Source organism: Kitasatospora sp. NPDC036993, from assembly GCF_055607525.1.
The window spans coordinates 429,320-448,240 of record NZ_JBVJRP010000004.1; the positions used below are offsets into that span (position 1 = coordinate 429,320).

General features: G+C 72.5%; 21 protein-coding genes. 18 read left to right on the forward strand and 3 right to left on the reverse strand.

Annotated elements, in window-relative coordinates; genetic code table 11:
* The first annotated feature begins 10 nt into the window (after window positions 1-10).
* From infA to glmM, 11 genes are all read left to right on the forward strand, one after another.
* Entirely contained in the window at window positions 11-232 is a 222-nt protein-coding gene (gene infA, locus ACZ7C5_RS11105) for a translation initiation factor IF-1 (protein ID WP_003956442.1), read from the forward strand.
* 33 nt (window positions 233-265) lie between these two features.
* Entirely contained in the window at window positions 266-379 is a 114-nt protein-coding gene (gene rpmJ, locus ACZ7C5_RS11110) for a 50S ribosomal protein L36 (protein WP_003956441.1), read from the forward strand.
* A gap of 175 nt (window positions 380-554) precedes the next feature.
* Window positions 555-935: a 30S ribosomal protein S13 gene (rpsM, locus tag ACZ7C5_RS11115; RefSeq protein WP_063348977.1), complete on the forward strand. Its 381-nt coding sequence runs from the start codon at window positions 555-557 to the stop codon at window positions 933-935.
* Window positions 936-1,007: 72 nt separating this feature from the next.
* On the forward strand, window positions 1,008-1,415 hold the full coding sequence (rpsK, locus tag ACZ7C5_RS11120; RefSeq protein WP_030232513.1) for a 30S ribosomal protein S11: 408 nt from the start codon (window positions 1,008-1,010) through the stop codon (window positions 1,413-1,415).
* Between the two features lie 143 nt (window positions 1,416-1,558).
* Window positions 1,559-2,581: a DNA-directed RNA polymerase subunit alpha gene (locus tag ACZ7C5_RS11125; protein ID WP_049649049.1), complete on the forward strand. Its 1,023-nt coding sequence runs from the start codon at window positions 1,559-1,561 to the stop codon at window positions 2,579-2,581.
* Between the two features lie 127 nt (window positions 2,582-2,708).
* Complete coding sequence (rplQ, locus tag ACZ7C5_RS11130; protein ID WP_188301626.1) at window positions 2,709-3,182, forward strand: 50S ribosomal protein L17; 474 nt, start codon at window positions 2,709-2,711, stop codon at window positions 3,180-3,182.
* Between the two features lie 99 nt (window positions 3,183-3,281).
* The gene (truA, locus tag ACZ7C5_RS11135; protein ID WP_401079874.1) at window positions 3,282-4,214 is read left to right on the forward strand and encodes a tRNA pseudouridine(38-40) synthase TruA; all 933 of its coding nucleotides are present in this window, start codon (window positions 3,282-3,284) and stop codon (window positions 4,212-4,214) included.
* A 42-nt stretch (window positions 4,215-4,256) separates the two neighbouring features.
* Complete coding sequence (locus tag ACZ7C5_RS11140; protein ID WP_470322437.1) at window positions 4,257-5,915, forward strand: ABC-F family ATP-binding cassette domain-containing protein; 1,659 nt, start codon at window positions 4,257-4,259, stop codon at window positions 5,913-5,915.
* 232 nt (window positions 5,916-6,147) lie between these two features.
* Window positions 6,148-6,591 carry a 50S ribosomal protein L13 gene (gene rplM / locus ACZ7C5_RS11145; protein WP_063348980.1) on the forward strand — a complete coding sequence of 148 codons (444 nt, stop codon included), beginning with the start codon at window positions 6,148-6,150 and terminating at the stop codon, window positions 6,589-6,591.
* Between the two features lie 45 nt (window positions 6,592-6,636).
* Entirely contained in the window at window positions 6,637-7,146 is a 510-nt protein-coding gene (gene rpsI, locus ACZ7C5_RS11150; protein WP_188301623.1) for a 30S ribosomal protein S9, read from the forward strand.
* A 166-nt stretch (window positions 7,147-7,312) separates the two neighbouring features.
* On the forward strand, window positions 7,313-8,677 hold the full coding sequence (gene glmM / locus ACZ7C5_RS11155) for a phosphoglucosamine mutase (RefSeq protein WP_401079869.1): 1,365 nt from the start codon (window positions 7,313-7,315) through the stop codon (window positions 8,675-8,677).
* 52 nt (window positions 8,678-8,729) lie between these two features.
* On the opposite strand, the gene coaA is transcribed toward glmM, so the two are convergent.
* Window positions 8,730-9,725 (reverse strand): type I pantothenate kinase, encoded by a 996-nt coding sequence (gene coaA, locus ACZ7C5_RS11160; RefSeq protein ID WP_188301621.1) that lies wholly within the window; start codon window positions 9,723-9,725, stop codon window positions 8,730-8,732.
* A 99-nt stretch (window positions 9,726-9,824) separates the two neighbouring features.
* Between coaA and glmS the strand changes: the two genes are divergently transcribed.
* Window positions 9,825-11,681: a glutamine--fructose-6-phosphate transaminase (isomerizing) gene (gene glmS, locus ACZ7C5_RS11165; protein ID WP_188301620.1), complete on the forward strand. Its 1,857-nt coding sequence runs from the start codon at window positions 9,825-9,827 to the stop codon at window positions 11,679-11,681.
* A 42-nt stretch (window positions 11,682-11,723) separates the two neighbouring features.
* Here the strand turns inward: glmS and ACZ7C5_RS11170 are convergent, their stop codons facing one another.
* On the reverse strand, window positions 11,724-12,281 hold the full coding sequence (locus tag ACZ7C5_RS11170) for a Uma2 family endonuclease (protein WP_401079868.1): 558 nt from the start codon (window positions 12,279-12,281) through the stop codon (window positions 11,724-11,726).
* Window positions 12,282-12,451: 170 nt separating this feature from the next.
* Between ACZ7C5_RS11170 and ACZ7C5_RS11175 the strand changes: the two genes are divergently transcribed.
* From ACZ7C5_RS11175 to ACZ7C5_RS11195, 5 genes are all read left to right on the forward strand, one after another.
* Entirely contained in the window at window positions 12,452-13,927 is a 1,476-nt protein-coding gene (locus ACZ7C5_RS11175; protein ID WP_401079866.1) for an NAD(P)H-hydrate dehydratase, read from the forward strand.
* A 140-nt stretch (window positions 13,928-14,067) separates the two neighbouring features.
* Window positions 14,068-15,267 (forward strand): alanine racemase, encoded by a 1,200-nt coding sequence (gene alr, locus ACZ7C5_RS11180; protein WP_401079864.1) that lies wholly within the window; start codon window positions 14,068-14,070, stop codon window positions 15,265-15,267.
* Window positions 15,264-16,559 carry an alpha/beta fold hydrolase gene (locus ACZ7C5_RS11185; protein WP_401079862.1) on the forward strand — a complete coding sequence of 432 codons (1,296 nt, stop codon included), beginning with the start codon at window positions 15,264-15,266 and terminating at the stop codon, window positions 16,557-16,559. Before alr ends, ACZ7C5_RS11185 begins: the two co-directional genes overlap by 4 nt.
* 107 nt (window positions 16,560-16,666) lie before the next feature.
* Entirely contained in the window at window positions 16,667-17,164 is a 498-nt protein-coding gene (gene tsaE / locus ACZ7C5_RS11190; RefSeq protein ID WP_470322438.1) for a tRNA (adenosine(37)-N6)-threonylcarbamoyltransferase complex ATPase subunit type 1 TsaE, read from the forward strand.
* 117 nt (window positions 17,165-17,281) lie between these two features.
* Window positions 17,282-17,476: a hypothetical protein gene (locus ACZ7C5_RS11195; protein ID WP_188297722.1), complete on the forward strand. Its 195-nt coding sequence runs from the start codon at window positions 17,282-17,284 to the stop codon at window positions 17,474-17,476.
* Window positions 17,477-17,528: 52 nt separating this feature from the next.
* Here ACZ7C5_RS11195 and ACZ7C5_RS11200 read toward each other — a convergent pair whose 3' ends face one another.
* Window positions 17,529-18,095: a hypothetical protein gene (locus tag ACZ7C5_RS11200; protein ID WP_401081296.1), complete on the reverse strand. Its 567-nt coding sequence runs from the start codon at window positions 18,093-18,095 to the stop codon at window positions 17,529-17,531.
* 155 nt (window positions 18,096-18,250) lie between these two features.
* Between ACZ7C5_RS11200 and tsaB the strand changes: the two genes are divergently transcribed.
* Window positions 18,251-18,907 (forward strand): tRNA (adenosine(37)-N6)-threonylcarbamoyltransferase complex dimerization subunit type 1 TsaB, encoded by a 657-nt coding sequence (tsaB, locus tag ACZ7C5_RS11205; RefSeq protein WP_401079859.1) that lies wholly within the window; start codon window positions 18,251-18,253, stop codon window positions 18,905-18,907.
* Window positions 18,908-18,921 lie beyond the last annotated feature (14 nt).

Below are 18,921 nucleotides of genomic sequence, written 5' to 3' on the forward strand. Positions count from 1 at the left end.
CTCGCAGTTCATGGCTAAGAAGCAAGGCGCCATTGAGATCGAGGGCACCGTGATCGAGTCTCTTCCGAACGCGATGTTCAAGGTCGAGCTGCAGAACGGTCACAAGGTCCTCGCGCACATCAGTGGCAAGATGCGCATGCACTACATCCGCATCCTGCCGGACGACCGGGTCGTCGTGGAGCTCAGCCCCTACGACCTCACGCGCGGCCGGATCGTCTACCGCTACAAGTAAGAACGTCAGATCTAGACCCGGAGAACCTGAAACATGAAGGTCAAGCCGAGCGTCAAGAAGATCTGCGACAAGTGCAAGGTGATCCGCCGTCACGGCCGGGTCATGGTGATCTGCGACAACCTGCGCCACAAGCAGCGCCAGGGCTGATCGCCCCCAGCATTTCTCGTAGTACTTCGCGCGACGCGAAAACGTCATAAGCGGGCTGCCCGATCCGTCCCACAGGGAACGGACTGCCACCCCCGGTCAGAGGCCGGGGCTCCCTCACCGTGAGGTGTCGGAGTAGGCAGCACGCAAGACCTCTGAAAAAGCACAGGAGCCTTGAATGGCACGCCTCGCCGGCGTTGATCTCCCCCGTGAGAAGCGGATCGAGATCGCCCTTACCTACGTGTACGGCATCGGCCGTACCCGCGCCCAGCAGACCCTGGTCGAGACCGGTGTCAACCCGGATGTCCGCGTTCGCGACATCTCCGAGGAAGACCTCGTGAAGCTGGGCCAGTACATCGACGCCAACTACACGGTCGAGGGTGACCTCCGCCGTGAGGTGGCCGCCGACATCCGCCGCAAGGTCGAGATCGGCTGCTACGAGGGTCTGCGTCACCGTCGCGGCCTGCCGGTCCGCGGCCAGCGCACCCACACCAACGCGCGTACCCGCAAGGGCCCGCGTCGCGCGATCGCCGGCAAGAAGAAGCCGGGCAAGAAGTAGTCCGTCCCGTAACCGGACATCCCTCCGGCCCGCGGGTCAGCGGACCGACCACCTCAGTAGGAGAACAGACTTATGCCCCCCAAGGGTCGTCAGGCTGCCGGCGCGAAGAAGATCCGCCGCAAGGAAAAGAAGAACGTCGCTCACGGCCACGCGCACATCAAGAGCACGTTCAACAACACCATCGTTTCGATCACCGACCCCGCGGGCAACGTGATCTCCTGGGCCTCCGCCGGCCACGTCGGCTTCAAGGGCTCGCGCAAGTCCACCCCGTTCGCCGCGCAGATGGCCGCCGAGGCCGCTGCCCGTCGCGCGCAGGAGCACGGCATGCGCAAGGTCGACGTCTTCGTGAAGGGTCCGGGCTCCGGCCGCGAGACCGCGATCCGTTCGCTCCAGGCCACCGGCCTGGAGGTCGGCTCGATCCAGGACGTCACCCCCACCCCGCACAACGGCTGCCGTCCGCCGAAGCGCCGCCGCGTCTGACGCAGCGCCTTCGGGCACGCAGTTCTGCTTCAACCTCGTACGGGGTCCCACGCAGTGATTCGTCGCTGCCTGCGGGACCCCGTACGCTTGGTCCTGTCGGCATCAAATAGTGGGTGCCGAAGACAACTGGAGGGTTCTTCCCCATGCTTATCGCTCAGCGTCCCTCGCTGACCGAAGAGGTCGTCGACGAGTTCCGCTCGCGGTTCGTGATCGAGCCGCTGGAGCCGGGCTTCGGCTACACCCTCGGCAACTCCCTGCGCCGCACGCTCCTGTCGTCGATCCCGGGTGCCGCTGTCACCAGCATCCGCATCGACGGCGTCCTGCACGAGTTCACCACCGTGCCGGGCGTCAAGGAGGACGTGACCGACCTCATCCTCAACATCAAGCAGCTGGTCGTCTCCTCGGAGCACGACGAGCCGGTCGTGATGTACCTGCGCAAGCAGGGCCCGGGCGTCGTGACCGCCGCCGACATCGCCCCGCCGGCGGGTGTCGAGGTGCACAACCCCGAGCTGGTCCTCGCCACCCTGAACGGCAAGGGCAAGCTGGAGATGGAGCTGACCGTCGAGCGCGGTCGCGGCTACGTCTCCGCCGTCCAGAACAAGGCCTCCGGCCAGGAGATCGGCCGCATCCCGGTCGACTCGATCTACAGCCCCGTGCTGAAGGTCACCTACAAGGTCGAGGCCACCCGTGTCGAGCAGCGGACCGACTTCGACAAGCTGATCGTCGACGTCGAGACCAAGCCCGCCATGCGTCCGCGCGACGCCATGGCCTCGGCCGGCAAGACCCTGGTGGAGCTGTTCGGCCTCGCCCGCGAGCTGAACATCGACGCCGAGGGCATCGACATGGGCCCGTCCCCGACGGACGCCGCCCTGGCCGCCGACCTGGCGCTGCCGATCGAGGAGCTGGAGCTCACGGTCCGCTCCTACAACTGCCTCAAGCGCGAGGGCATCCACACCGTGGGTGAGCTCGTCGCCCGCTCCGAGGCGGACCTGCTCGACATCCGCAACTTCGGTGCGAAGTCGATCGACGAGGTCAAGGCGAAGCTGGCCGGCATGGGCCTGGCCCTCAAGGACAGCCCGCCCGGGTTCGACCCGACCGCTGCCGCCGACGCCTTCGGCGCCGACGACCTCGACGACTCGCACTTCGCCGAGACCGAGCAGTACTGAGAGACTTGACCGCGGGGGCGGTTCTCCGGAACCGCCTCCGTCGTCGTGAAAGTCGTGCGGGCACAGTGCCCGTACGCCCGCTGTGGTACCTGGTACGGCCGCAGTCGGAGATTCGAGGAGTAATTCCATGCCGCGTCCCACCAAGGGTGCCCGCCTCGGCGGCGGCCCGCACCACGAGCCGCTGCTGCTCGCCGGTCTGTGCCGGGAGCTGTTCCAGTACGGCCGCATCACCACGACCGAGGCCAAGGCCCGTCGGATGCGCCCGCTGGCGGAGAAGCTGATCACCAAGGCGAAGAAGGGCGACATCCACAACCGTCGCCTGGTGCGCAAGACGATCACCGACATCGCCGTGCTGCACACCCTCTTCACCGAGATCGCGCCGCGCTACGAGAACCGCCCGGGTGGTTACACCCGTATCACCAAGATCGGTCCCCGTCGTGGCGACAACGCCCCGATGGCCGTGATCGAGCTGGTCGAGTCGCTGACCGTCGCGCAGACCGCCGTCGGCGAGGCCGAGGGCGCCACCAAGCGTGCCGTCAAGGAGGCCGAGGCCAAGGCCGAGGCCCCCAAGGCCGACGAGGCCGAGGCCGAGCAGGCCTGACACCTCCAAGGTGTTCGCGGGCCCGTTTCCCCACTACCGGGGGAGCGGGCCCGTTCCCGTCCCCTTGGCCGACCAGAGCAGTCCGGGAGAAGAGAAGCAGTGGTCAACGATTGCGCCGAGCAGCCCCCAGTGAAGGACGGCCCGGCCGACGGGTACGTCCGGGTCCGGCTCGACCTCGCCTACCAGGGCGCCGAGTTCTCCGGCTGGGCCCGCCAGAAGGGCGGCCGCCGGACGGTCCAGGAGGAGATCGAGACCGCGCTGCAGATCGTCACGCGCAGCTCCGAGGCGTTCCCGCTGACCGTGGCCGGCCGCACCGACGCCGGGGTGCACGCCCGCGGCCAGGTCGCCCACGTCGACCTGCCCGCCGAGCTGTGGGCGGCGCACCGGGAGAAGCTGCTGCGCCGGCTGGCCGGCCGGCTGCCAGGGGACGTCCGGATCTACCGGGTCGGCGAGGCGCCGGCCGGCTTCGACGCCCGCTTCTCGGCGATCTGGCGCCGGTACGCGTACCGGGTCGCCGACCACCAGGGCGGGGTGGACCCGCTGCTGCGCGGCCACGTGCTCTGGCACGACCGGCCGCTGGACCTGGACCGGATGAACGCGGCGGCGAAGCTGCTGCTCGGCGAGCACGACTTCGCCGCGTACTGCAAGAAGCGCGAGGGCGCGACCACCATCCGCACCCTGCTGGAGCTGCACTGGGACCGCGTCCCGGTGGACCCGTACGCCGCCCAGGAGGGCTCGCTCGCGGTCGCCACCGTCCGGGCCGACGCGTTCTGCCACAACATGGTCAGGGCGCTGGTCGGCGCGATGCTGCTGGTCGGCGACGGGCACCGGCCGGTGGAGTTCCCCGGGGAGGTGCTGGCCGGCGGGGTGCGCAACTCCGCCGTCAACGTGATCAGGCCGTACGGGCTCACGCTGGAGGAGGTCGGCTACCCGCCGGACGACAAGCTGGCCGAGCGCAACCGGCTGGCCCGCCGGATGCGCACCCTGCCCGGGCAGCCGGTGGCCACCGGGGATTACGGAGTCGAGGGCTAAATCCGTTTTGGTCGGGCGCGTCCGCTTGGGACAATCGTTCCCATGGGACACGTCGAGATTTCGCACCTGGAGTACTACCTGCCGGACGGGCGCGTGTTGTTCGACGACGCGTCCTTCCGGGTCGGCGAGGGCGCCGCGGTCGCCCTGGTCGGCGCGAACGGGGCCGGCAAGACCACCCTGCTGAGGATGATCGCGGGGGACCTCCAGTCGCACGGCGGCTCGGTGACGATCAGCGGCGGGCTCGGCGTGATGCGCCAGTTCGTCGGCACCACCGGCCGCGAGGACCAGCAGGCCACCCCGGGCGCGCTGCCGGCCGACGCCTCGGTGCGCGACCTGCTGGTCTCCGTTGCCCCCGAGCGGATCGCCAAGGCGGCCCGCGCGGTGGACGCCGCGGAGCTGGCGATGATCGCCCAGGACGACGAGAAGACGCAGATGGCCTACGCCCAGGCGCTCTCCGACTGGGCCGACGTCGGCGGCTACGACTACGAGACCGACTGGGACGTCTGCACCATGGCGGCCCTCGGCACGCCCTTCGACAAGGCCCAGTGGCGCGGCCTGAACACCCTCTCCGGCGGCGAACAGAAGCGGCTCGTCCTGGAGGCGCTGCTGCGCGGCCCGGAGGAGGTCCTGCTCCTCGACGAGCCGGACAACTACCTGGACGTCCCGGCCAAGCGCTGGCTGGAGGAGGCGATCAAGGCCACTCCGAAGACCGTCCTGTTCATCTCGCACGACCGCGAGCTGCTCTCGAAGACCGCCGACAAGATCATCAGCGTCGAGACCGGCGCGGCCGGCAGCAGCGTCTGGGTGCACGGCGGCGGCTTCGACAGCTTCCACGAGGCCCGCAAGGCCAGGTTCGAGCGCTTCGAGGAGCTGGGCCGCCGCTGGGACGAGGAGCACGCCAAGCTCAAGAAGCTGGTCGTCACCCTGCGTCAGGCCGCGGCCGTCAGCCACGCCCTGGCCACCCGCTACGCCGCCGCGCAGACCCGGCTGAAGAAGTTCGAGGAGGCCGGGCGGCCGGAGGAGCCCCCGCGCGAGCAGAGCATCTCCATGCGGCTCAAGGGCGGACGCACCGGCGTGCGCGCCTTCACCCTGGAGCGGCTGGAGCTCACCGGCCTGATGCAGCCCTTCGACCTGGAGGTCTTCTACGGCGAGCGGGTCGCGGTGCTGGGCGCCAACGGCGCCGGCAAGTCGCACCTGCTGCGGCTGCTGGCGGGCGACGAGACGGTCGCGCACGGCGGCAGCTGGAAGCTGGGCGCCCGGGTCGTGCCCGGCCACTTCCGGCAGACCCACGCCCACCCGGAGCTGTTCGGCCGTACCGTCCGTTCGATCGTCGAGGAGGAGCACGCGCTCAGCCGCGGCGCCGCGATGGGCGCACTGCGCCGGTACGAGCTGGACCGCCAGGAGGAGCAGAAGTTCGAGTCGCTGTCCGGTGGGCAGCAGGCCCGGCTGATGATCCTCAAGCTCGAACTCTCCGGTGTGACGGCCCTGTTGCTCGACGAGCCGACCGACAACCTGGACCTGGAGAGCGCCGAGGCCCTGCAGACCGGCCTGGAGGCCTTCGAGGGCACCGTGCTGTGCGTCACCCACGACCGCTGGTTCGCCAAGACCTTCGACCGTTTCCTGGTGTTCGGCGCGGACGGCCGGGTGTACGAGTCGTCCGAACCGGTCTGGGACGTGACCCGGGTGGAGCGCGAACGCTGAGTGACGACCCGGGGGGTTCCCGGCGATTTTTGACCGCTCCGGGTCGTGCCGGTAATCTGGACGCTTGATGTGCGTATTGGCTCGCTCTATCTCACGTGAGAGGTCGGTACGCCGGAGACATCAGGTCGTCGACCAGCGGTCCCCCTTGAATTGCGTCCAAGGTTGGCCAGGCTGATCTTCCGTCCCGGTGCTCCTGTCAGGACTCACTCACTGAAAAGCGAAGGCTACGACCGTGCGTACGTACAGCCCCAAGCCCGGCGACGTCCAGCGTCAGTGGCACGTCATCGACGCGAACGACGTCGTGCTCGGCCGCCTGGCCTCCCAGGCCGCCAACCTCCTCCGGGGGAAGCACAAGGCGATCTACGCGCCGCACGTTGACACTGGTGACTTCGTCATCATCATCAACGCCGACAAGGTGCACCTGTCCGGCAACAAGAAGACCCAGAAGCTGGCCTACCGCCACTCGGGCTTCCCGGGCGGTCTGCGCTCGGTGCGCTACGACGACCTGCTGGCGAACAACCCGGAGAAGGCCGTCGAGAAGGCCATCAAGGGCATGATCCCCAAGAACAGCCTGGGCCGCCAGATGCTCTCCAAGCTGAAGGTCTACTCGGGCGACCAGCACCCGCACGCTGCCCAGCAGCCGGTGCCGTTCGAGATCACCCAGGTCGCGCAGTAATTCGGCCACCAAGCCCCCCAACACTGAAAAGAGCTGAGGAACACCGTGGCCGAGACCACTGAAACCCTTGAGGTCGAGTTCGACGACGCCGTTGAGGCCGTCGAGGGCGAGTACACCTCCGAGGAGAGCTACACCTCCGAGTCCCTGGCCGGCCGCTTCGGCGAGGCCGTCCCCGGCGCCGGCCTCGGCCGTCGCAAGGAGGCGATCGCCCGCGTGCGCATCGTCCCCGGCACCGGCCAGTGGAAGATCAACGGCCGCACCCTCGAGGGCTACTTCCCCAACAAGGTGCACCAGCAGACCGTGAACGAGCCCTTCAAGCTCCTCGAGCTGGACGGCCGTTACGACGTCGTCGCCCGCATCAGCGGTGGTGGCACCTCCGGCCAGGCCTACGCGCTGCGCCTCGGCGTCGCCCGTGCCCTGAACGAGGCCGACGTGGACAACAACCGCGCCGCCCTGAAGAAGGCCGGCTTCCTGATGCGTGACGCCCGCGCCGTCGAGCGCAAGAAGGCCGGTCTCAAGAAGGCCCGCAAGGCGCCGCAGTACAGCAAGCGCTAATCGCCTCCCCGGGGGTGCGGCCCGCCCTGGCGGCGCACCCCCTGGTTGCGCGAAACCGTCGCCCCGGAGTACCCCGTGTACTCCGGGGCGACGTGTTCCCCGGCTACTGTGCGGCGGCCGGGATCATCGGTTGGGTTCCGAGCAGTGGTGATGGAGGAACGGGACAGTGGGACGACTCTTCGGTACGGACGGCGTGCGCGGGGTGGCCAACGAGGGCCTGACGGCGGAGCTGGCGCTCGGCCTGTCGGTCGCGGCGGCCCATGTGCTCGGCGAGGCCGGCGCCTTCGAGGGCCACCGGCCGGTCGCGGTGGTCGGCCGTGACCCGCGCGCCTCGGGCGAGTTCCTGGAGGCCGCCGTCATCGCCGGTCTGGCGAGCGCCGGCGTCGACGTCCTGCGGGTCGGTGTCCTGCCCACCCCGGCCGTGGCCTACCTCACCGGCGCGCTCGGCGCCGACTTCGGCGTGATGCTGTCCGCCAGCCACAACGCCATGCCGGACAACGGCATCAAGTTCCTCGCCCGCGGCGGCCACAAGCTGGACGACCGCATCGAGGACGCGATCGAGACCCACTACCGCAAGCACACGCTCGGCGACGAGGACTGGAACCGCCCGACCGGCGCGGCCGTCGGCCGGGTGCGCGAGTACACCGAGGGCTTCGACAAGTACGTCGCCCACCTGATCGGCGTGCTGCCCAACCGCCTGGACGGCATCAGGGTGGTCATCGACGGCGCCCACGGCGCGGCCGCCTACGTCGCCCCCGAGGCCTTCGCCCGGGCCGGCGCCGAGGTGGTCCACACCCTGGGGGCCGAGCCCACCGGCCTCAACATCAACGACGGCGTCGGCTCCACCCACCTGGACCGGCTGCGCGTCGCGATGCAGGAGCACCGGGCCGACCTGGGCATCGCCCTGGACGGCGACGCCGACCGCTGCCTGGCCGCCGACGCGGAGGGCAACGAGGTGGACGGCGACCAGATCATCGCCATCCTCGCGGTCGCCATGAAGGAGGCCGGCACCCTGCGCGGCAACACCGCGGTGGCCACCGTGATGTCCAACCTGGGCTTCAAGCTGGCGATGGAGCGCGAGGGCGTCGAGCTGGTGGAGACCTCCGTCGGCGACCGCTACGTGCTGGAGGCGATGAAGGAGCGGGGCTTCGCGCTGGGCGGCGAGCAGTCCGGCCACGTGATCCTGCTGGACCACGCCACCACCGGCGACGGCACCCTGACCGGCCTGATGCTGGGCGCCAGGCTGGCCGCCACCAAGCAGCCGCTGGCCGACCTGGCCGCCGTGATGACCCGGCTGCCGCAGGTGCTGATCAACGTCAAGGGCGTCGACAAGTCCCGGGTGAGGACCAGCACCGAGCTGGCCGCCGCGGTCGCCGAGGCCGAGGCCGAGCTGGGCTCCACCGGCCGGGTGCTGCTGCGCCCGTCGGGCACCGAGCCGCTGGTCCGGGTGATGGTCGAGGCCGCCGACCCGGCGCAGGCCGAGACGGTCGGGCAGCGGCTGGCCGAGGCGGTGCGCGCCCACCTGGGCTGAGCCCCGGACTCGCCGAAGGGCCCCCGCGACGCGGGGGCCCTTCGGCGTGCGGTCAGAGCTTGCGCAGCAGCGCCCGGCGGACCTTGTGGTCCGCGCCCTTCTGGAGGATCAGGGTGGCCCGGCCGCGGGTCGGCAGCACGTTCTCCAGCAGGTTGGGCTTGTTGATGGTGCGCCAGACCTGCCGGCCGTACTCCATCGCCTCCTCCTCCGGCACCTCGGTGAAGCGGCGGAAGTAGGAGCTCGGGTCCTGGAAGGCGGTCTGCCGCAGCTTGCGGAAGCGGTCCAGGTACCAGTGCTCGATGTCGTCGGTCCTGGCGTCGACGTAGATCGAGAAGTCGAAGTAGTCGGCCACCGCGAGGCGGGTGCGGCCGTCGGTGCCCGGCAGGGCCGGCTGGAGCACGTTCAGGCCCTCGACGATCAGGATGTCCGGTCGCTCCACGGTGAGCCGCCGGTCCGGCACGATGTCGTACACCAGGTGCGAGTAGACCGGCGCGCTGACCCGCTCCTTGCCCGCCTTCACGTCCGCGACGAAGCGCGTCAGCGCCCGGCGGTCGTACGACTCCGGGAAGCCCTTGCGGGCCATCAGACCGCGGCGGCGCAGCTCGGCGTTGGGCAGCAGGAAGCCGTCGGTGGTGACCAGTTCGACCCGGGGGTGCTCCGGCCAGCGGGCGAGCAGCTCCTGGAGCAGGCGGGCGGTCGTGGACTTGCCGACCGCGACGGAGCCGGCCACGCCGATGATGAACGGCGTGCGGGTGCGCTCGGTGTCCGGGGTGTCCAGGAAGGTGCCCAGCGTGCCGCGCAGCTCGTGCGTGGCGTGGATGTACAGGTTCAGCAGCCGGGACAGGGGCAGGTAGACGTCGCGGACCTCGTCCAGGTCGAGGGCGGTACCGAGGCCGCGCAACTGCTCCACCTCCTCGGCGGTCAGCGGCAGCGGCGTACGCTCGCGCAGCGCGCTCCACTCGGCCCGGCTGAGGTCCACGTAGGGAGACGGTGACGGGCCGGGCGTGGCGGCGCCCCGCGTACAGAGTTCGGTCAGCACATGCTCCATTGTGAGCCGTCGCGGCGTTCACGGTGGTTGTGGTGTCGGTCACGCAGCGTTCCCGCGAGGCGGGAAAACGGCCACAGAACCGCCCTTATGCTGGCACGCATGTGCGGAATTGTTGGATACGTGGGCGCTCAGGCCGCCCTCGACGTAGTAATCGCAGGCCTGCAGCGCCTGGAATACCGGGGTTACGACTCGGCCGGTGTCGCGGTGCAGGTCCAGGACTCCGACGGGCAGTGGAGTCTGGCCACCGACAAGCGGGCCGGCAAGCTCGCCAACCTGGAGAAGTCGCTCGCCGAGTCCCCTCTGCCCGGCGGCACCACCGGCATCGGCCACACCCGCTGGGCCACCCACGGCGGCCCGACGGACGCCAACGCCCACCCCCACCTGGACGACCGGCAGCGGGTGGCCGTGGTGCACAACGGCATCATCGAGAACTTCGCCCAGCTGCGCGCCGAGATCGCCGAGCGCGGCCACACCCTCCGGTCCGAGACCGACACCGAGGTCGTCGCCCACCTGCTGGGCGAGGCCTACGCGGGCGACCTCGCCGAGGCCATGCGGGTGGTCTGCCGTCAGCTGGAGGGCGCCTTCACGCTGGTCGCCGTGCACGCCGACGCGCCGGACGTGGTCGTGGGCGCGCGCCGCAACTCGCCGCTGGTGGTCGGCCGCGGCGAGGGCGAGAACTTCCTCGCCTCCGACGTCGCCGCCTTCATCGCGCACACCCGCGAGGCGATCGAGCTGGGCCAGGACCAGGTGGTCGAGCTGCGCCGGGAGGGCGTGACCGTCACGAACTTCGACGGCACCCCGGCCGACGTGCGCGAGTACCACGTCGACTGGGACGCCTCCGCCGCCGAGAAGGGCGGCTACGACTACTTCATGCTCAAGGAGATCGCCGAGCAGCCGAAGGCCGTCGCCGACACCCTGCTCGGCCGGATCGGCACCGACGGCCGGCTCACCCTGGACGAGCTGCGGATCTCCGACGCCGACCTGCGCTCGGTCGACAAGGTCGTCATCGTGGCCTGCGGCACCGCGTTCCACGCGGGCATGATCGCCAAGTACGCGATCGAGCACTGGACCCGCATCCCCTGCGAGGTCGAGGTCGCCTCCGAGTTCCGCTACCGCGACCCGATCATGGGCCCGGGCACGCTGGTCATCGCCATCTCGCAGTCCGGCGAGACCATGGACACCCTGATGGCCCTGCGTCACGCCCGTGAGCAGGGCGCCAAGGTGCTGGCGATCTGCAACACCAACGGCTCGACCATCCCGCGCGAGTCGGACGCGGTGCTGTACACCCACGCCGGTCCCGAGGTCGCGGTCGCGTCCACCAAGGCGTTCCTGACCCAGCTGGTCGCCTGCTACCTGGTCGCCCTGTACCTGGGCCAGGTGCGCGGCACCAAGTGGGGCGACGAGATCTTCGCCGTCATCAAGGAGCTCGGCGACGCGCCGAAGCAGGTCGAGCAGGTCCTGGAGACCATGGAGCCGGTGCGCGAGCTGGCCCGCTCGCTGGCCGACGCCCGCTCGGTGCTGTTCCTCGGCCGCCACGTCGGCTTCCCGGTGGCCCTGGAGGGCGCGCTCAAGCTCAAGGAGCTGGCGTACATGCACGCCGAGGGCTTCGCGGCGGGCGAACTCAAGCACGGTCCGATCGCGCTGATCGAGGAGGGGCTGCCGGTCGTGGTGGTCGTGCCCTCGCCGCGCGGGCGGTCGATCCTGCACGACAAGATCGTCTCCAACATCCAGGAGATCCGGGCCCGCGGCGCCCGCACGATCGTGATCGCGGAGGAGGGCGACGAGGCCGTCGTCCCGTACGCGGACCACCTGATCCGCATCCCGGCCACCCCGGTGCTGCTCCAGCCGCTGGTCGCCACCGTCCCGCTCCAGGTCTTCGCCTGCGAGCTGGCCACGGCCAAGGGCCACGAGGTCGACCAGCCGCGCAACCTGGCGAAGTCGGTCACCGTCGAGTAGTCCGGCGCTCGTCGGCGACGGCGCCCCTGCGGTGGCTGCGACCTACCGCAGGGGCGCCGTGTCGAGCGTGAAGGAGAACGGGGCGGGGAGGTCGATCGGCTTGCCGAACGGGACCGGCTCCTTCTCGCTGTAGTCGTCGCCCTCGGGGGCGGTGAACAGCGTGACCGTACCGGCGCTGCGGTCCACCAGCAGGTAGCACGGGATACCGGCGGCGGCGTAGCCACGGCGCTTCTGTTCCCGGTCTCGGCGCGGATTGGTGGACGTGACTTCGAAGACCAGCAGGACGCCGGCGGCTTCCGCCCATGAGTCGGCGTTCAGGAAGTGTCCGACCGGGCTGACGGTGCCGTCGGGGATGAACCGGCCCGTCGGCACGATCAGACCCTTGTTGCCGGAGAGGTCGAGGTCGGTCGCGGCCTTGCGGAAGAACTGCTTGGCCAGCAGGGAGAACGCGGCTTCGTGCTCTCCGTCCGGCGGTGGTGTCACGACGATTTCCCCTTCGATGAGCTCTGCCTTGTAGCCGGGCGGCGTGTCCAGCTCCAGGAACGCCTGGAGGAGGTTGCCCCGGCCCAGCGGGCCCTCGACAGCTGGCATGGCGACCATGGCCCTTCTCCCTCCTGTGGGTCCGTGCCGAGCCACAAGGTAGGCGTACGGACCGACACCGGCGGGGAATCGAAGTGGTTGTCACTCGAAAGTGTGCCGCAGGCCCGGCTCCCGCGGGGCGGAGACGCGGGCTAGCGTCGGTGACAGCCGACCGCTGAAGGAGCTCCCGCATGCGTCATGCACACCGTGTGGACACCGTCCGGGCCGCCGAGGCCGCGTTGATGGCGCGGCTGCCGGAGGGCGTACTGATGCAGCGGGCGGCCGCGGGGCTGGCCGCGACCTGTGCGCGGCTGCTGACCCGGCGTCGGGGGCGGGTGTACGGCAGCCGGGTGACGGTGCTCGCGGGCAGCGGGGACAACGGGGGTGACGCCCTGTACGCCGGGGCCGCCCTGGCCCGGCGCGGGGCGCGGGTGACGGCGGTGCTGCTGGCGCCGGAGAAGACGCACCCGGGCGGGCTGGCCGCGCTGCGGGCCGCCGGCGGGCGGGTGACGGTGGAGCAGGAAGTCGGCCTGGCCGACTTCTCGCGCGCCGACCTGGTGCTGGACGGCATCGTCGGCATCGGCGGCCGGGGCGGGCTGCGCCCCGGGGCCCGGCCGTACGCGCGGGCCGGGCGGTCCGGGACCGTGGTGGCGGTGGACCTGCCGAGCGGGGTGGACGCCGACACCGGCGAGGTGCCCGGCGCGGCGCTGCGCGCGGACGTCACGGTCTGCTTCGGCACCTACAAGCCCGGACTGCTGGTCGACCCGGGGGCCTCGTACGCGGGCGCCGTACAGCTGGTCGGCATCGGTCTCGAACCGCCCGCGGCGGAGGTGACGGCGCTCCAGCACGCGGACGTGGCGGCGCTGCTGCCGCAGCCGGGCGCGGAGAGCGACAAGTACCGCCGCGGCGTGGTCGGGGTGGCGGCCGGTTCGGCGACGTACCCGGGGGCGGCGCTGCTGGCGGTGGCCGGGGCACTGCACGGCGGCGCGGGCGCCGTCCGGTACGTGGGCACGGCGGCCGAGGAGGTGGTGCGGCGCTTCCCCGAGGTGCTGGTCACCGAGGGCGGGCCGGCCGGGGCCGGGCGGGTGCAGGCCTGGGTGGTCGGTCCCGGCGGTGGCGAGGGGGCACGGCAGTCGCTGACCGAGGCGCTGGCGAGCGACGTCCCGGTGCTGGTGGACGCGGACGGGCTGACCGAGCTGGGCCGGCTCGGCCCGGACGCGCTGGCCGGCCGCACCGCGCCCACCCTGCTCACCCCGCACACCGGCGAGGCCGCCCGGCTGCTCGCGGGCGCCGAGGGCGGCCCGCCGCCGGCCGCCGACGACCTGGCCGCGGCCCGGCTGGCCACCGCCCGCCGGCTGGCGGCCGCCTATCGCGCGACGGTGCTGCTGAAGGGCTCCACCACGGTGGTCGCCGATCCGGGCGGGGCCGTCCGGGTGAACCCCACCGGCACCTCCTGGCTGGCCACCGCCGGCAGCGGCGACGTCCTGGCCGGGTTGGCCGGCTCCCTCCTGGCGGCGGGCCTCGCGCCGCTGGACGCCGCGTCGGCGGCCGCCTACCTGCACGGCCTGGCCGGCCGCGAGGCGGCGGGCCGGCCGGGCGCCCCGACCACGGCGCTCGCGGTGGCCGGGGCGCTGCCGGCGGTGTGGCGGGCGGTCCGCGAGGGGTGACCGACGGAACCGGACCATCCGGTCAGGGCGTCCTGGACAGGGTGAACGGGCGGTCCGCCGCAGGCCGGCGCGTCGTGGGGGGCCGCCGCGCCGACGGGCCGTTCGGCGAGGACTCCGGGACGTCTGGGAGACTGACCCTGATGACAACTGCGAACACGACCGGCACGGCCACCCTCACCGAAGGCGTACGGGCCGAGGCGACCATCGATCTCGCCGCCCTGCGCGGCAACCTCGCGGCCCTGCGCGAGCGCGTCGGCAGCGCGGCGGTGATGCTCGCGGTCAAGGCGAACGCCTACGGCCACGGCGCGGTGGAGTGCGCCCGGGAGGCGGTCGCGAACGGGGTCGGCTGGCTCGGCTGCGCGACGCCGGACGAGGCGCTGGCGCTGCGGGCCGCGGGCATCCGCCCGGAGCAGGCCCGCGTCCTGTGCTGGCTGTGGACGCCGGGCGGGCCGTGGCGCGAGGCGCTGCGCGCGGACCTGGACGTCTCGGTCAGCGGGCAGTGGGCGCTGGACGAGCTGCTGCCGGCCGTCCGCGAGACCGGCATCCCGGCCCGGGTGCACCTGAAGGCCGACACCGGTCTGGGCCGCAACGGCTGCCAGCCGCACGACTGGCCGCGACTGGTGGCGGACGCCCGCCGGGCCGAGGCCGAGGGGCTGCTGAGGGTCGTCGGCGTCTGGTCGCACTTCGCCGCGGCGGACGAGCCCGGCCACCCGTCGATCCAGGCCCAGCTGGACTCCTACCGGGCCGCGCTGGCCGTGGCCGAGGCGGCCGGGCTGCGCCCCGAGGTCCGCCACCTGGCGAACTCCCCGGCCACCCTGCTGCTGCCCGAGTCGCACTTCGACCTGGTCCGCACCGGCCTGGCCGCGTACGGGCTGTCGCCGGTGCCCGAGGTGGGTTCGCCGGCCGACTTCGGGCTGCGCCCGGTGATGGCGCTGACCGCGCGGCTGGCGCTGGTCAAGCACGTCCCCGGCGGGCACGGGGTCAGCTACGGCCACCACTACACGACACCGGGCGAGACCACCCTGGGCCTGGTCCCGGTCGGCTACGGCGACGGCATCCCGCGGCACGCCAGCGGTACCGGCCCGGTGCAGATCGACGGCAAGTGGCGCACGGTGGCCGGCCGGGTCGCGATGGACCAGTTCGTGGTGGACCTGGGCGGCGACACCCCGGCGATCGGCGACGAGGTGCTGCTGTTCGGCAACGGCGAGCACGGCGAGCCCACCGCCGAGGACTGGGCCCGTGCCTGCGGCACCATCTCGTACGAGATCATCACCCGGATCGGTGCCCGGGTGCCCCGCCGCTACCTGGGCGGCAGCCACGCCGAGGGCCCGACGGCATGACCGACGCGCCGGCCGAGGGCAACCCGGTCGCGGCGGTGGCCAGGGTGGCCGGCGCCGCCTCCGGGGTGAGCCGGGCCGGTGTGATCGGGATCTCCGTCGGTGTGCTGGCGGCCGGAGCGGCCGCGGGCGTGGCGATCGAGCGGCTGACCGTCGGCCGGGCGATGCGCCGCCGGGCCCGGGCCGAGCTGGACGCGAAGGCCCCGTTCGGCTCGCTGCGCGGGCGCCCGAGGAGGGTGGCCGCACCGGACGGCACCGAGCTGTACGTGGAGCTGGACGGCACCGGCTGGGACGAGCCGGACGGCGCCGGCCCGGGGGCGGACGGTCTTCGTCCCGGAGGCGGGCGGGCGGTTGACGGCGCCGGGCCGCTGACCGTGGTGTTCTGCCACGGCTACTGCCTCAACCAGGACAGCTGGCACTTCCAGCGGGCCGCGCTGCGCGAGGGCATGCGGCTGGTCTTCTGGGACCAGCGCAGCCACGGCCGCTCCGAGCGCTCCCGCTCCTACCTGGCGGGCGAGCCGGCCGGCATCGACCAGCTGGGCGGCGACCTCAAGGCGGTGATCGACGTCGTCGCCCCGACCGGGCCGCTGGTGCTGGTGGGCCACTCGATGGGCGGCATGACGGTGATGGCGCTGGCCGACCAGCACCCGGAGCTGTTCCGCGAGCGCGTCGCCGGGGTCGCGCTGATCGGCACCCTCGCCGGGGACTGGAACGAGGTCAGCCTCGGCCTGCCGAGGGCCGGCGCGAAGCTGTTCAAGAAGGTCGCACCCGGGGTGGTGAAGCTGCTGGGCCGCCAGGTCGACCTGGTCGAGGCGACCAGGCGGCTGGGCTCGGACGTGGCCGCCGTCTTCTACCGGAGGTTCTCCTTCGGCGGCCGGGACGTCGACCCCGGTGTGGTGCGCTTCGCCGAGCAGCTGCTGGACGCGACCCCGATCGACGTGGTCGCCGAGTTCTACCCGGTGTTCGGCGCGCACGAGAAGTACGAGGCGCTCGCCGCCCTGCGCGGCCTGCCCGCGTTGGTACTGGCCGGGACGAAGGACCTGCTGACGCCCTCGACGCACAGCGAGGCGATGGCCGAGCGGCTGCCGGGCGCCGAGCTGGTGCTGGCCGAGGGCGCCGGGCACCTGGTGATGCTGGAGCGCCCCGAGCTGGTCGACCACGAGCTGGCGCGGCTGCTGCGCCGGGCCGCCGGCTTCGCGGGGGCGGCGCCGCTGCCCGCGGCCGTCCTCGACCTGGCGGGCCGACGGCCCCGGGACCCTGACCCCGCCCTCGACCCGGCGGCCGATCCGGCCTGAGCCTCCGTGGGGCCCCGCCCGCCGCAGCGGGGCGCGCCGATGTGGCACGGTAGCGGTGGCGGCCGGTGGTCGGTGCGCCGGTACGGACCGAAGGGCAAGACACGCGCATGGGCTCGCACGCCACTCTCACCGTCCCCACCCCGGAGCGGATGGGCCGGCTCGGCCGGGAGCTGGCCGCGTTGCTGCGGCCGGGTGACCTGGTGCTGCTCTCCGGCGAGCTGGGGGCGGGGAAGACCACGCTGACCCGGGGCCTGGGGGAGGGCCTGCAGGTCCGCGGGGCGGTGACCTCGCCGACCTTCGTGATCGCCCGGGTGCACCCCTCGCTGGTCAGCGGCCCGGCGCTGGTGCACGTGGACGCGTACCGGCTGGGCGGGGACCTGGACGAGATGGAGGACCTCGACCTGGACGTCTCGCTGCCCGAGTCGGTGGTCGTGGTCGAGTGGGGCGAGGGCAAGGTCGAGCGGCTCTCCGAGGACCGGCTGGAGGTCCGGATCGAGCGCGCCATCGGCGACACCGCGGACGGGGACGACCAGGACCCGCGCCGGGTGCTGCTGACCGGCATCGGCCCGCGCTGGGCGGACGTGCCGCTGGCGGACCTCGGGTAGCGGCCGCGCCGGGTCGCCGGCATCTTGCCGACAGGCTGTCGGGAAGGTGTTGCGGGCGGGGCGCCGGGCGTGGTGGGATGGGTGCTGCGGTTAGGTCTGCCTAACTAGGGAGGCGCCATGTCGAGCACCACCCCCGCCCCGCAGCGGCCGGTCCGCGCCGCCGGGGCCGGAGAGTCCGCCCACCGCGCTCCGGGAGAGCCGATGCGGGCGCTGCTGGCCGCCCGCGCGGCCGCCGAGGCGGTGTCCACCCCGCCCGAACCGCGGCCCGGGCACGACGAACGGCCCGAGGCGCAGGCGCCCCGGGCCGCGTGAGGCCGGTTCTTCCGGGCCCGGAACCACCCGGGCGGTTCAGGGCCGTCCCGGATCAGGCGACCACGACCACCTTGGTGTCCTTCGGCGCGAAGTCCCAGAGCAGCTGCCCCTCGGCGCGGCCGCTGCGGATGCCGCCGGTCTTCGCGCTCGGGTCGGTGGTCGGCGTCGCGCCGTCCACCGCGGCGCTGAAGCCGAACACCACGCCGTTCTGCTGCGCGAAGCGCACCACGTGCTCGATCTGCTTGCCGTCCGTCCCGGTGGTGGTCGGGGTGCGGCTGTACACCGCGTAGCTGCCCGGAGTCGGCTCGACCGAGCCCGGGGTGACCGGGAAGGCGGCCGCGACCTGCGGGTTCTTCTTCGGGTCGACCAGCCAGACGTAGTGGCTGCCGATCGAGTAGACCACCCGGGGGCCGGTGCCCGTGGTGGTCGGCACCGGCGGGACGGTCGGGGTGGCCGAGGCGGTCGGCGCCGCGGTGGTGGCCGTGCCGGTCGCGCTGGTGGTCACGGTGGGCTTGGCGCCGCCCGCCCGGTCCTGGGCGCCGTTCGCCTGGAAGGCCAACAGGCTCACCACCGCCAGGGCCCCCAGGGTCAACCCCGTGACCACCACTCCAGGACCCATCTTCGCCACGTTGCCGCTCCCGCCGCCGTCCCTTTACGTACGGCCCCATCGTGCCAGGTTCATCCTGTCGGGTCGCAGCGCCTCGGATGTGTGTTCCCGGGTGGTACACCCTGCCGATCGGCCGGTCGGCCCAACGTCGGTCTAACCTTGACCCCGTGCTGCTGCTCGCGTTCGACACCGCTACCCCCGCCGTCACCGCCGCCGTCCACGACGGCACGGCTGTCCTCGCCGAGACCCACCAGGTCGACGCCAGGCGCCACGGCGAACTGCTGCTGCCCACGATCGACCAGGTGCTGCGGGCCGCCGGTGTGGACAAGCACCGGCTGACCGGCATCGCGGTCGGCGTCGGCCCGGGCCCGTACACCGGCCTCCGGGTCGGCCTGGTGACCGCCGCCGCGCTCGGCCACGCCCTCGGGCTGCCGGTGCACGGCGTCTGCACCCTGGACGCGATCGCCTTCCAGGCCCGCGCCGAGGGCCTGGCCGGCCGGCCGTTCACGGTGGCCACCGACGCGCGCCGCAAGGAGGTCTACTGGGCCTCGTACGATGCCGAGGGCCGCCGCACCGAGGGCCCCGGCGTGGACCGTCCGGCCGAGCTGACCCCGCGGGAGCGCTCCGTCGGCGCCGGCGCGGTGCTCTACCCCGAGGCGTTCCCCGGCGCGCACGGCCCCGAGCACGTCTCGGCCGGCGCCCTGGCCGGCTTCGCCGCCGCCGAGCTGACCGCCGGGCGCGAGCTGCTGCCGAACGTCCCGCTGTACCTGCGCCGCCCGGACGCCCAGGTCCCGGCGGGCTACAAGGCGGTGCTCCCCGCGTGAACCACGGCACCACC